This window comes from Fimbriimonas ginsengisoli Gsoil 348, from assembly GCF_000724625.1.
Taxonomy (GTDB): Bacteria; Armatimonadota; Fimbriimonadia; order Fimbriimonadales; family Fimbriimonadaceae; genus Fimbriimonas; species Fimbriimonas ginsengisoli.
Genome location: NZ_CP007139.1, coordinates 2,390,372 through 2,402,854 on the forward strand (window position 1 = coordinate 2,390,372; position 12,483 = coordinate 2,402,854).

Sequence of the window (12,483 nt, forward strand, 5' to 3'; positions counted from 1 at the left end):
AAAAAGCCGCTACGATAGTCGCCTTGACACGGAATCGGGCTTGGTGGCTATTCGGAGGCGCGTGGGTGCTTTTCGCGCTTGGAGCGTGCGGGGGCGGAGGGGGTTCCTCTTCGTCCGGCACGCCTCCACCCGATCCTGGCGCGACCCTCGGCGATCCCCTGCCGGGGCTGACCGCCGACCAGTCGACCCGCTTTCAGACCGGCCAACACGATTTTATCGAGGCCGAAACGGAGGCGCAAGGAGTGGGTCCGCTCTTCAACGGAACTGCCTGCGCGGAGTGCCACAAGGCGGGCACGATCGGCGGAGCCGGGACCGACTTGGACCGCACCCGGGTCACCCGTATCGGCGGCGTGCGAGCCGGCGCCTACAGCGATCTGGAGAGTATGGGTGGACCTGTCATGCAGTCTCGCTCTCTGCGGGAATTCGACCCGTCCTACCCGTGCGTTCCCGAGACGGTACCGTCCGGCGCCGAGTATGTCTCGCACAGGATGGCGACGCCGCTTTTCGGTCTCGGCTTGGTCGAAGCGATCCCGGATGCAACGATTCTTGCCGGAGCGGTCGCCAAGGCGGATGGCGTTCAGGGAGTAGCGAACATGGTGCGCAATCCCGATACGGGACGCACCGAACTTGGCCGTTTCGGCTGGAAGGCGCAGGTCTCCACGCTTCACTGGTTTGCCGGGGACGCTTATCTAAACGAGATGGGAGTTACGAGCCCCTCGTTTCCTAAGGAGCTCTTGCCGCAGGGACAGCCGATACCGCCGGGTGCCGATACGGTCGCCGATCCGGAAGACAATGGCCGTGACGTCGGCCGCTTCACCGACTTTATGCGGTTTCTCGCTCCTCCGGTCCCCTCCGCGTTATCCGCTCAGGCGGTTCGGGGAAAGCAACTTTTCGCGCAAATCGCCTGCACCGCTTGCCACACCCCGTCGATGCAGACCGGCCCGAACGAGATCGCGGCTTTGGCGAACCGGCCGGTTCCGCTCTACTCCGACCTCCTTTTGCATCGTATGGGATCGCTCGGCGACAACATCGTGCAGGGCCAAGCCGCCGGCGATCAGTTCCGCACGGCGCCCCTGTGGGGTCTCCAACATCGCCACTTCTTCCTCCACGACGGCCGCGCCACCACCTTGGAGCAGGCGATCTCCGACCACGACGGCGAAGCCACCGCCGCGCGAACGCGTTTTTTCGGCCTTGCCGACAATGACCGGGCCGCCTTGCTGGAGTTCTTGGGCAGCTTGTAAGGGGGGATTTCGTCAGTTGCAAAACCGCTTTGTCGCTGATATTGGTGACTACCGCCCCTCGACCCCGTAGGGGTCCTCAGAAATTAGCCGCGGGTCGCAGACCCGGGGACAAGGAGCGCAATGCTTCTCGACCCCGATAGGAGGTCGCATAACCTCGTGGAGGGACCGATGCGTGGTATTTAAGGGACGGTGACGGTCTAGGTGAAGTCGCCACTTTCGGGGCCGTTTGAGTTCCGCATTTTTCGTGCGGCACACGGCCGTAGCCGCCGATGGCACCTGCCCTCCGGAATCCGTTGCACCGTATGCGTTCAAAAGCGAGGGTCCACCGATCCCAGGTCCGGATAACCGAAGATCCTCAACCCGCCCCAAGGGGGCGAAATATCAAAGCGAAGGGCGGAGCGAAGCGTAGCCCTGGTAAAGAGGCGGACCACCCTCCGAGCCCTGAAAGCGGCGACGTCTGCCTAGAAATATCAGGGGCCCTCGAACACGTCGAACACCATGCAACAGGCTCTCCTCGAGGCGAGCTTCACAAGCCATGCCGAACCGGAGGGATGGATCGTTCCGGTCTGCTTCCGTCCTGTTCTGGACGTGCGTTAGGTTCTGCGACCGCCTACCGGGGTCGGAGAGGGTGGCAGCCCCCTACCCCGGGTCTGCGACCCGCGGCTATTTTCTTTGATCCCTCCGGGATCGTTGAGCCTGCGGCGAACCTCTTAGCGGCCCGCTTCAATTAGGTTCGTGAGGTGGCTCCTTGAGGAAGTTGGAGACCACGTTCGTGTCAACCACCACCGCCGGACCAAGGGTCACTGATTAAACGCCCGCTTGTCTTCGTCACGAAGTTGTTCTAGGCGGGCGATGAATGACTCAGGGGTTTCCTCTTTTGGAAGGATGTCGGCGTATAACGATTTCCGATCCGTGGGAAGCTGCGTCCCCTGCGAGCGCACCAATTCTTCCAGGCTATTGGCACGTTCAAACCTGGTTAGATCGATCTTGATGCTCATGGCATGACCTCGACTCCCATTATAACGGACGGCAGAGGCGTGTCCTGTATCTCCTCCATCCGAGTTGTCGAGCCTTGGATAGGCGTAGGAATGGGGATGCCGGGGACCGAGCGGTACACTTCCTATATGACGGCCGATGGCGTTGAGGCCAAGAAACCCTGCTTGGTGGGGATGACGCGGGAGGAGCTGACGGCAGCTCTCGCGCCGCGACCGGACGCCAAGCTGCGGGGCAAGCAACTTGCGGCACAGCTTTACAGCCGGGCTCAAGACGATTTCGCCAATATGGCGGATCTTCCGCTTGCGTTTCGGCAAGAATTGGGCGAGCGGTTTCAATCCCAGCCGCTCGAGATCGCCGCGCACCGACACTCGACCGACGGAGTGCAAAAACTCCTTGTCCACAACGGCGACCATCAAGTCTACGAATGCGTTCTGTTGCCCTACGAAGACCGGGTGTCCTGCTGTCTATCGAGCCAGGTCGGCTGCCCGATGGGGTGCCGATTCTGCGCGACCGGGCTCGGCGGTTTTGACCGAAACCTGACGGCCGGCGAGATCATCGGGCAGTATCTGCTACTCCAACGCATCAGCGAGCGGCGCGTCTCGCACGTGGTCTTCATGGGGATGGGCGAGCCACTGCTCAATCTCAAAAACGTGCTCAAGTCGGTGCGCTTGATGCATGAAGAGGTAGGGCTCAGCTATCGGCATATCACGATTTCGACGGTGGGCCTCGTCCCGCAGATCTACGAATTGGCCGAAGAAAAGCTACCGATCCACCTGGCGCTTTCGCTCCACTCGCCGATCGACGAGGTGCGCGACCGGCTGATGCCGGTTAATCATAAATGGCCGGTTGCCGAGGTGATGAAGGCGATGCGCGACTACTACGTCGCTACTGGCCGCAAGATTACGTTGGAGTACCTACTGATCAAGGGGATTACCGACACCCCTGAGCAGGCTCAGGAGCTGGCGCGCGTGGTGAAGGGGACGCCGAGCGTGGTGAACCTTATCCCATTCAATTGGGTGGATACCGAGCAAGGTTTCGCCCGCCCGGAAAAAGAGCGGGTGCAGGCGTTCCGCCGGGTGCTCGAGTCGCGTGGGGTCAACGTTACCCAGCGGGTCGAACGCGGCCATGACATCGCCGCCGCCTGTGGGCAGCTCGCCGGTCAGCATAAAGGCAAGTTTGCGAGGAGGGAAGCTCCATCGCTCCCCGTCCTGAACTAGGCTCCGATCCCGAGGGTGGCACTGGCTTCCAGCCAGTGGGTCCCATGTCCTTCCAGGACATGGCGAACGTACGTTCGCCAGAATGCCGGTCTGGAGGACCGTTGGTCTCCAGACCGGCTCTTTCCGGACCGGACTCCCTCACCCCCAACCCCCTCTCCCTCGTTCGGCACATACATCCGAAGGAGGGAGAGGGGGCTTCGGAAATTCCGCCCTCAACCCTCTGCCCTCCGCCCTTCGAACTCTCCCTCGTCAGGCACAAACATCCTGAGGAGGGAGAGGGGGCTCCGAAGGGTTATGGTTTTTTGTTACTCTGCCTCCTCGCTCTCGCCGGCTGTGTTCCTCCGCGGGCAAAGGAGGCGGAGGGGACGAAGGTGGAGAAGAAGAAGGATATTCCGGCGCAAAGGATCAATCTGCCGAACGGGGAATCGCTGCAGTATCGGCTCAAAACAAAAGTCGGAGCTCCGCCGGAGCGCGAGCCGGCTTGGTACGTCAAATGGGTGAACGCGAAAGTCCAGATGACTTCGAACGGGCCGGTTGGCGGGAGAATGGAGGGCGTCTCGGGCAATTTCTTCAAGGACGGGAAGAAGAGCACGACCTTCCAAGCCCAAAGCGGGCTAGCGGACAAGGCGAATAACATCCTGAATCTTGCCGGCCAGGTACAGGTCGTCGCTCCTAATCCCAAGCCGGGCGCGACGAAACCGAGGGCAGTATTGACGTGCGACCGCCTCGTTTACGATGCTACAACCAAACGCTTTAAAGCGCTGGGGCACGTTCAAGTTGTGGGCGAGGTTGGAACCATAGGTACCCTTTCCGAACTGTGGGCCACCGAGGAGCTTGACCAGGTAGCCACCCCGGACATGTTTATAGCCAAATGATCCGCTCTACCCTCGCCATCGCCGCCTCGGTCGGGTTGACTGTCGCATTTGCAGCTACCCAAGGCCGGCGGTTTCAATACTCGGACGGCAGCATGACCGTGTTGTCCACCAGTGGAAGGGCGGAATTAGGCCGGGGAGACGCCTACCACTTTTTCCTGAAGGGCGCCGTCTCCATCGCCTCGCTAGCTCAAGGATTGACCCTAACCGCGGATACCGTGACTTGCGACACAGCGTTGGGGGCGAACAAGAAGACTGAACTGAGGCATGCCGTCGCCACCGGCGGGGTGCATATGGTCAAGACGGTCACCAACAAGGTGGGTAAACAGACCACCGACATCACCGGAACTCGAGCCGACATGCAGAGCGCGCCCAACGGCAGCATCGTGAACCTGGCTGGCCCGGTTAAGATCGTCAGTCTCGACCAAGTCAAGCGGAAAACCATGACCGCCACCGGCCGCTCTGCGGTCGCCGTTCTAGAGCCCGGAAGTAAGAGCAGCCTCTCCAGCGGGATCCGCGGAGCCACCCTCCAGGGGCCGGTTCACCTGGTGATGGTTCAATCGAAAGCAGGGACTCAGGGAGATTCGACCCTCGTCGCCGACGCCGATCGTATGGAAATGAAGAATCTAGGAAAGGTCCCCCAAGTGGTGCTGATCGGCCACGTCAGCGGCCATGGAGAAGGTGCCAGCCGGGTTGGGCGGTTCAGCGGGATGACCCGGGCCACGATCCAGCTCAACGCCCAAGGCGAAGTCACCGGATTCGGCACGGAGGCAGGCTAGTGAATTACGCCGCCTGCCTCGGGCTACTGGCCGCCCTCAGTAGCATCGGCTCCCAGCCGACGAACCTTCAAGCTACCGCCCAAGAGCCCGTTCTGGAAGTCGAGGGCGTAGCGGGGACGATCCGGATGCGCAATTTCACCCGTTCTCACGTCGACGCCATTTCCGGAGAGACCATAATGACCGGCGTCGGCAATCCCGTGGTCGTGGAAGACACGGGAACGGGGCTCACCCTGATCGCCAAGTCGATGTCCTGCCGCCTGAAGCAAAACGACAAAGGCGAGTATGTGGTGCAGCAGGCTACGTTGGCCGATGGGGCGCAGGTGTTGATCGACTCCAGCGTCGCCGCGAAGAGCGCAACCGAACGGGCGAAGCGCGAGAACAAGCCGGCGCCTGCCGCCCCCAAAGAGACCACCAAGACCCGCATCGACTCCGATAGCATCGTTTACGTTCTGAACGAGCAGGAGGGGGTGATGACCTTCCCGAAGCCGGTGGAGTACAGCGGGACCAGCGATGGGCGGGCGACGAAAACCCAGGACAATATCAAGGTGGAAGTTCCCTTCACTCAGCTCACGAAGGCGTCCGGCAGCAAGGGAAGGTTCACGATCCACGTCCCTCTGAGCGCAGGCGATCCGGTCGAAGCGAGGACGGGCCACCTCGACGGACTGGTGAAGTTCAGCCTCGTCCGGTCCGAGACACCGGCCCCGAAAGCGGGCGTCCCGGTCCCTCCGGAGGTGACGACGGTAAACGGGGTGGGCGATAGCTTCGACGCGGACTTCGTCAAAGAAGGCGACCCCACGTTAACCCTCACCGGAAACGTCAAGCTCGACGGGGCCGGCAAGGCGTTCAAAGGATCGGTGACGGGAACCCAGGCGATTTTCACTTTGGACCGCCTTACCCGGCAGGTGACCGGCTACGAATTTGTGGGTCAGCCCGCAACCACCCGGATCAATACGAAGGTGGGCGGCCGTTGAAGATCGTAGGGAAGGACCTCGTCAAGGTCTATAAGGGACGTCGCGTCGTCAACGAGGTGTCTTACGACATTTCACAAGGCGAGATCGTCGGTTTGCTCGGGCCGAACGGGGCGGGTAAGACCACCACGTTCTACATGACGGTCGGCTTGGTAAAGCCGACGAAAGGTCGGGTCTTTTTCGACGACGTCGATGTGACGAAGTGGCCGATGTACAAGCGGGCCCGGGCCGGAGTCGGCTATCTCCCGCAGGAGCCGAGCGTCTTCCGCAAACTCACCGTCGAGGACAACCTCCGATTGGTTTTGCAACTCGCGGGTCGAAGCCGGCGCGAGATCAAAGAAAAGATCGCCCAGCTTTCCGATGAGCTGCACATCAGGCATATCCTGCAAAGCACCGGAAACGTACTCTCGGGCGGCGAGCGCCGCCGCGTGGAGATCGCCCGGGCGCTTGCGACCGAACCGAAGTTCATCCTACTCGACGAGCCGTTTACCGGCATCGACCCCGTCACGATCGAAGAGATCCAGGAGATCTTGTTCCGGCTTAGGGCCCGAAACATCGGCATCTTGATCACCGACCACAACATCTCGGCGACCTTGAGGATCACGGATCGAAATTATATTCTCATCGGTGGCGAGATCTTTGCCCGTGGCACCGGTCAGGAGATCGCCGGGAACGAAGGGGTGCGCAAGCACTACCTTGGCGCCCAGTTCGGAACCGATATATTCGCGGGACGCGATCCGGATGCGCCGGCGATCGAGGCCGCGGAAGGTGACGCCGGGCTAGAAGACCAAGCGCCCACCGGTCCGCCGGAGTTCGAGGAGCCGCAGTGAGGCAGATCGACCGATTGGTCATGAAGGAGCTGGTCGGCCCCTGGCTTTTCGGGGTCGGGCTATTCGCGTCGCTGCTCATGGCGGCGACGTACCTCAACCGAATCGTCGGTTTCTTCGTCGATCAGGTTCCGTTGCCGATCCTGGGGCAGCTCATCTTGCTTCTCTTTCCGGCCATTCTCGTAAAGACTTTCACGATGGCGGTGCTACTGGCGGCGTTGCTAGCGTTCGGACGCCTCAGCTCGGATAGCGAGGTTGTCGCTTTACGCGCGGGCGGGGCCAGCATTTTCCGGATCGTGGTACCCGTGATGGCGTTCTCGTTCATCATTGCCCTCGTCACGCTCTGGTTCGACGAGCAGGTCGTTCCGTCTGCCACCCAGCGATCGAAGTCGCTCCAGGATCAGATCATCGCGAGCAAGGGAATTAAGGTGAACCAGCCGTTCGCCCGCCCCATCGTTCAAGACGGCAAGCTCAAAGCCACGATCGCCGCGGAGAACGTCGACATCCTAAGGAACGCCCTCGAAGGGGTCACGATTATCTCCTACGGCGAGACCGACAAGCTGGGTCCGAATGGTAAGGCGGTAATCGGTAAGGATGGGAAGCCGGTCAAGGAGATCCGAGAGCAGTATTACCTTCACGCCAAGGAGATCGTATACGAAGGGCTCACCCAGGCGCTCAAGGACGGTTTCGGGGGCGGCCTCTCTCACTGGAGGGTGCAGGGCGGAATGACCCTCGTCCCGGCGGATTATTCGAACGTGATCCACTCCGAATCGGCCTGGCCGGACGAGGTTCCCACGATCCCGCAAAGCTTCGCCGACCTCACCGCCGACCGTAAGGACGAGTTCGACCTGATGAGCATGAACGAGCTCAAGCAGGAGATTGAAAAACACCGAGAGTTGAAAGACTGGACTCCGGCCGAGATCTCCAACGGCGAATACGGATATTGGAACAAGCTCTCCGTGCCGCTCGCCGCCTTCGTTTTTGGAACTTTAGGGGCGGTTCTCGGCATACGAAACCATAGGACCGGCACGGCGTCGGGTTTTGCCCTCGCCATCGCAATCATCTTCGGATATGTGACATTGGCAAATTTTATGAACGTTTGGGCGAGCGGCGGCGTTCTACCCGCGTACGTCGCAAGTTTCGCACCGATCTCTTTGGGCTTTATCGCGTCCGGGATAATTATGTGGAGACGAAACGCCTAGCGAGGCTCTGAAACCGTGGACCTTCTTCCTCTTGGGTTCCTGATCCTAATCGTCCTGATGTCGGGAGCCATTGCCGTGCTTGCCGACGACCTGGGGCGACGGCTGGGGAAGAAGCGTCTTCACGTGCGGGGGCTCCGTCCCAAACGGGTGGCGCAGATCGGTACCGCCCTCGCCGGAGTTCTCGTTTCGCTGGTCACGATCCTGATCGTGGCGGCTGGGAGCTCGGGGGTGCGGCAGTGGATTACTGACGGCCGGCGCGCGATCGGGGAGCGCGACCGGGCCATCGGAGAGCGGGATACGGCCATCAAAGAGCGCGACTCCGCCCGCCGGGAGCGGGAGCAGACGGAAGCGGGAGTTGCCTTGCTCAACGCGAAAAACTCCGGTCTGCTTAAGATCAACAAGGGGTTGACGAACGAGCAGCTCCGCCAAAAAGCCGAAATCGCGGAAAAGAAGCGGGAGCTGGATCGTAACAACGCTAAAGTTCTCCGATTGGCTAGCCAGATTCGAGTGGCAAACCTTGAAGTGAAGCGGGGGCAGACGAGCCTGAATCAGACTCGAACTCAGCTTGGCAACGCCAAGTCCGAGCTGAGGGGTTTCAACGCCCGCCTCGCGGTGGTTCAAAACCAATATCACAAACTGATTCAACAGAAGGGCGAGGCCGACTCGGACATCATGCAGCTCGAGTTCGAGAAGAGGAACCTCGATCTGCAAATCGGCGACTTCAAATCGCGGATTTCGGGACTGCAGACCCAAATCTCGGGATTGGAACGAGACCAATCGGAAGCGACTCAGAAGCTGAATCAAGCGAAGACCGAGCTTGCGGATACTCAGCGGGATCTCGATAAAAGTCAGCGCGAGCTCAGCGCGGTGATGGGCGATCTGAGCGAAGCTCAGCGGGCCGCCGTGACTTACAAGATCATCGGGGACCATGCTCGCGACGCGCCCCCGACTTACTTAAAGGGGGAGGAAGTGGCACGACTGTCGATCGAACCCGGGCTCAGCGCGACCAAGGCGGCGGCTGCTCTTCAGGTGCTGCTCCGTACCGCCCGGACCGCCGCACTCTCCGCCGGCGCGAAGCCGAACGATCCATACCCGGAGGCGGGAATCTTCGAGCATCGCGATACCCGCACCGGCAGGCAGATTCCGACGGCCGACATCGAACGGGAGATCGTAGCCGGGATCACCGGAGCGAAGGAGCCGATGGTGCTGGTCGCTCTCTCGAGCGTCAACGCCTTCAAGGGGGAGCCGGTATCGCTCGAGGTCGCCTGGATGCCCAATCCGCTGGTTTACCATCGCGACGAAGTGGTGGCGGAAACGAAGCTGGACGGCCGCAAAGATCCCGCCGCGATCATGGCCGGGATAAGCGGACTGGGAGTGAAAGTGCGGGATAGGGCAAAGCAAGACAAAATGCTTCCTCGCACCATTCTGGATTCTACGGCAGCTCTTCCGTCCGAACAGGTATGGCGACTTGTAACCGATGTTAGGCGGAGCGGCGGGTTTGTTCGGTTGCGCGCGGTGGCGGAGAACGACACCCGCGCGGGCGATCCGTTGAAGCTTCGGTACGTGATCCGGTAGTAAGCGGAGAAAATTGGTGCAGGACCTTGGGCGTGATCGTCCATTTTGGGTAGGCCATTCAGATCAGCTCAACAATCAGGGTGGTCTTAACGTCCGATCATTCGGACTATCCGTAGTCGACCCATGGAAAAGACCGTCCTCGCCATAGACCCCGGCACCAGCAAGTGCGGAATGGCGCTCGTTCGCCGCGATGGGCAGAACCAAATTGAGCTTCTTTGGCGAGCGGTTGTCCCGCGCGACTCTGTTTTGGGCAAGCTGGGCGAGTTGCAGCGGATCGCCCCCTACCAGCTCATCATCGTCGGAGGCGGCACCCAAAGCCGGGAGATCGTGAGCGAGATCCGGGAGAAGCATGTGGGCATCGGGATCCTGGTCGTCGATGAGAAGGATACGTCGATGCATGCCCGAGAGCGTTATTGGGTCCACAACCCGCGCAAAGGGTGGCGCCGCCTCGTTCCCTCCACCCTCCAGGTTCCCCCGGACCCGGTGGACGATTTCGTTGCCATGATTCTGGCCGAGCGAGTTCTGCTGCATAGCTGATCGGAATGCGCCGCTAAGTCAGAATAGATTCGATGTCACTCCGGCCCCAATTCGAGGAATTTGTCCGGCTAGCCGATGCGACGCGTGCCAAGGCGGCGAAGGTAAAGCCGCTTTCGGCCGCCAAACTCACATGGAGTCCGGCCGAAGACCGCTGGAGTGTTGCCCGCGTCCTGGATCACCTAAACAAGACGCATGCCCTATGTATTCCGAATTTCGAGGCCGCGCTGTTATCTGCCTCGCCCGCGGGTACGGAGCGAGACCGGCTGGTCAAGTACGGATTCATGGATAGGGTTTTTGTGAAGATGATGGGGCCTACCTTCCCGATCAAGCCGCCAGTGCCGCCAATGTTCGAGCCGGACCAGGCGCCCGACCCGAAAGAAGCCGTGCGTCGATTCTTTGAGCTGCACGACAAGCTCCGAGCGCTTATCGAGAAAGCTGACGCGTACCAGCTAGCCAAGCTTAAGGTCGTGTCCCCGGTCAGCCCCAAGTTCCGGCCCGGCTTCGTTCCGTACCTTCACAGCCTTGTCCTTCATGAGGAGTATCACTGGGGGCAGATCGAGGCGCTCCTTGCCGATCCTCGTTTTCCCAAGTCGAAAATTGCGTGATCGGCCAGTAGACGGTCAACCTTCATTCTTCGCATGTTCTTGATGAACTTGGTCGGCCTTTGGGGACTGTCCGCAGGTACGAACCAACCTGCGCCTACACGACTTCGCCGTAAAATGCAGCATCCGTTCCCGACCCTCGGAGAGGTCACAGGAATTAGCCCGGGGTTTCCCACCCCGGGACAAAACGGCCGCCCCTCGACCGACCCTGAAGGGGTCGCAGAGCCTCTCCAAATGTTCCAAGAATGAGCCTTCACGGTCGGCTAGTGGTTTAGCCGAAAGATCGCCCAGTTTAGCGCCGTCGCATAGGTGACCCAGGCTAGGTAGGGGGCGAGTAGCCAACCGGCGGCAGGGCGGATGCGGGCGAACATGACCGTGGTTGCTAAAATCGCCAGCCACAAAAGGCAAATCTCAAAAAGGCCGATCCGAAGCAGTTGCCAGCCGAAGAAGATCCACGGCCATAGCGCATTCAGCACGAGCTGAACGAAGAACATCGCTAGCGCCCATGTCCTGCGTCCGCTCGGAACCTCGCCGGGAGGTACCGACCAGACGGTCCATGCCGACCAACCCATCAGCCCATACAAAACGGTCCAGACCGGTGCGAATAACCAGCCGGGAGGCGCCCAGGCCGGCTTGCTCAAGACGATGTAGGAGAACGGCAGGCTTTGGTTCGTCGCCAACGCGCCGACGAACCCTGCTGCATAACTTGCGGTGAGAAACAGCAGCAGTGCGATCACCGGATTTCGTCGAGGGACGCTCGCTTCGGCCATAGCCGCTCTCAATATGGCACCTCTAGGGTTAACGTAGCGGGTCCATTCGTTTGCAAAGCAAGGATTACCGGCCCGTCAGCAAAAGCTTTGCTCGTTCCGATGCTACGCGACGGGTGGGTTAAGACCTTGTCCTTTGAGACCGATGCCCGACGGGCGTGACCAGAACTGTTACCTTCACGTCCCGGACGAGGCATGAGCGTCCTTCGAATAGAATGGAGGTATGGAATCGTTTCACACTGAGGCGACGATTGGTCAGGAGGGTGGTCTCCATCTGGAGCACCTACCTTTTAGGCGTGGTGAACGCGTCCAGGTCACCGTGATCGCGGCGACCCCCGTTTCTGTTTGGCCTCAAGGCTACTTCTCCGAGACTTTTGGGGCGATTCACGACGATTCCTTCGTTCGTCATCCGCAAGGTGATTTCGAAAGACCTAGGCCTATTCAGTGACGTATCTTTTAGATACCAATACCTGCATTGAGTTTTTGAGAGGACGAAATCACACCCTCCTTGAACGGTTCCGATCGCGAAATCCCAACGAATTATCGATTTGTGCCACGGTCCGTTCCGAACTCGTATTCGGGGCTCTCTTGAGTCGTGATCCTGTGCGAGAGTTGGAAATCGTTCGCAAGTTTTCCGACCCACTGACCTGCCATCCATTTGACGAGCGTATTGCCGACAAGGCTGCCGAACTGCGGGCGATTCTTGTCAAACAAGGAAACCTCATCGGTCCGTATGACTTGCAGATCGCTGCGTCCGCGCTGGAACTGAGGTTGACGTTGGTAACGCACAACCTGAAGGAGTTTGCTAGGGTTCCTGGACTTCCGCTCGAAGACTGGGAGAGTTGAATGGAGTCCTCCCATATCTCCGGAGTTATAAGGGCTGCAATGAAGTCGTCGCCT

13 protein-coding genes are annotated in these 12,483 nt (G+C 60.2%); 11 read left to right on the forward strand and 2 right to left on the reverse strand.

All coding sequences use genetic code 11. The annotated features are described in order from the left end of the window. The first annotated feature begins 23 nt into the window (after positions 1-23). Positions 24-1,241, forward strand: a complete 1,218-nt coding sequence (locus tag OP10G_RS24435; RefSeq protein ID WP_025225851.1) for a di-heme oxidoredictase family protein — start codon at positions 24-26, stop codon at positions 1,239-1,241. An 800-nt stretch (positions 1,242-2,041) separates the two neighbouring features. Here the strand turns inward: OP10G_RS24435 and OP10G_RS10940 are convergent. After that, positions 2,042-2,239 carry a hypothetical protein gene (locus tag OP10G_RS10940; protein ID WP_025225850.1) on the reverse strand — a complete coding sequence of 66 codons (198 nt, stop codon included), beginning with the start codon at positions 2,237-2,239 and terminating at the stop codon, positions 2,042-2,044. A gap of 126 nt (positions 2,240-2,365) precedes the next feature. On the opposite strand from OP10G_RS10940, the gene rlmN reads away from it, so the two are divergent. The 9 genes from rlmN (at position 2,366) to OP10G_RS10985 (ending at position 10,819) form a co-directional block, all read left to right on the forward strand. Continuing rightward, on the forward strand, positions 2,366-3,454 hold the full coding sequence (rlmN, locus tag OP10G_RS10945) for a dual-specificity RNA methyltransferase RlmN (protein WP_038475015.1): 1,089 nt from the start codon (positions 2,366-2,368) through the stop codon (positions 3,452-3,454). A 302-nt stretch (positions 3,455-3,756) separates the two neighbouring features. Beyond that, complete coding sequence (locus tag OP10G_RS10950) at positions 3,757-4,329, forward strand: LptA/OstA family protein (RefSeq protein WP_025225848.1); 573 nt, start codon at positions 3,757-3,759, stop codon at positions 4,327-4,329. Further along, positions 4,326-5,105, forward strand: a complete 780-nt coding sequence (locus OP10G_RS10955) for a hypothetical protein (protein ID WP_025225847.1) — start codon at positions 4,326-4,328, stop codon at positions 5,103-5,105. Before OP10G_RS10950 ends, OP10G_RS10955 begins: the two co-directional genes overlap by 4 nt. Further along, positions 5,105-6,076, forward strand: coding sequence for a hypothetical protein (locus OP10G_RS10960; protein WP_025225846.1), 972 nt, complete (start codon positions 5,105-5,107; stop codon positions 6,074-6,076). Before OP10G_RS10955 ends, OP10G_RS10960 begins: the two co-directional genes overlap by 1 nt. Continuing rightward, complete coding sequence (gene lptB, locus OP10G_RS10965; RefSeq protein WP_025225845.1) at positions 6,073-6,903, forward strand: LPS export ABC transporter ATP-binding protein; 831 nt, start codon at positions 6,073-6,075, stop codon at positions 6,901-6,903. The genes OP10G_RS10960 and lptB overlap by 4 nt, the downstream gene beginning before the upstream one ends. Continuing rightward, positions 6,900-8,102 carry an LptF/LptG family permease gene (locus tag OP10G_RS10970; protein ID WP_025225844.1) on the forward strand — a complete coding sequence of 401 codons (1,203 nt, stop codon included), beginning with the start codon at positions 6,900-6,902 and terminating at the stop codon, positions 8,100-8,102. The genes lptB and OP10G_RS10970 overlap by 4 nt, the downstream gene beginning before the upstream one ends. A 15-nt stretch (positions 8,103-8,117) precedes the next feature. Further along, positions 8,118-9,677: a DUF3084 domain-containing protein gene (locus OP10G_RS10975; RefSeq protein ID WP_025225843.1), complete on the forward strand. Its 1,560-nt coding sequence runs from the start codon at positions 8,118-8,120 to the stop codon at positions 9,675-9,677. A 123-nt stretch (positions 9,678-9,800) separates the two neighbouring features. Next, entirely contained in the window at positions 9,801-10,214 is a 414-nt protein-coding gene (locus OP10G_RS10980; protein ID WP_025225842.1) for a RuvC family protein, read from the forward strand. Between the two features lie 32 nt (positions 10,215-10,246). Next, complete coding sequence (locus OP10G_RS10985) at positions 10,247-10,819, forward strand: DinB family protein (RefSeq protein ID WP_025225841.1); 573 nt, start codon at positions 10,247-10,249, stop codon at positions 10,817-10,819. Positions 10,820-11,079: 260 nt separating this feature from the next. Here the strand turns inward: OP10G_RS10985 and OP10G_RS10990 are convergent, their stop codons facing one another. Next, positions 11,080-11,586: a TspO/MBR family protein gene (locus OP10G_RS10990; RefSeq protein ID WP_038472998.1), complete on the reverse strand. Its 507-nt coding sequence runs from the start codon at positions 11,584-11,586 to the stop codon at positions 11,080-11,082. 441 nt (positions 11,587-12,027) lie between these two features. Between OP10G_RS10990 and OP10G_RS11000 the strand changes: the two genes are divergently transcribed. Then, entirely contained in the window at positions 12,028-12,429 is a 402-nt protein-coding gene (locus tag OP10G_RS11000) for a type II toxin-antitoxin system VapC family toxin (protein ID WP_025225839.1), read from the forward strand. The last annotated feature ends 54 nt before the right edge of the window (positions 12,430-12,483 follow it).

Coding starts and splice junctions, on each gene's coding strand:
- OP10G_RS10955 (WP_025225847.1), top strand. CDS start 4,326: ATGATCCGCTCTACCCTCGCCATCGCCGCCTCGGTCGGGTTGACTGTC.
- rlmN (WP_038475015.1), top strand. CDS start 2,366: ATGACGGCCGATGGCGTTGAGGCCAAGAAACCCTGCTTGGTGGGGATG.
- OP10G_RS10940 (WP_025225850.1), bottom strand. CDS start 2,239: ATGAGCATCAAGATCGATCTAACCAGGTTTGAACGTGCCAATAGCCTG.
- OP10G_RS10985 (WP_025225841.1), top strand. CDS start 10,247: ATGTCACTCCGGCCCCAATTCGAGGAATTTGTCCGGCTAGCCGATGCG.
- OP10G_RS10980 (WP_025225842.1), top strand. CDS start 9,801: ATGGAAAAGACCGTCCTCGCCATAGACCCCGGCACCAGCAAGTGCGGA.
- OP10G_RS10990 (WP_038472998.1), bottom strand. CDS start 11,586: ATGGCCGAAGCGAGCGTCCCTCGACGAAATCCGGTGATCGCACTGCTG.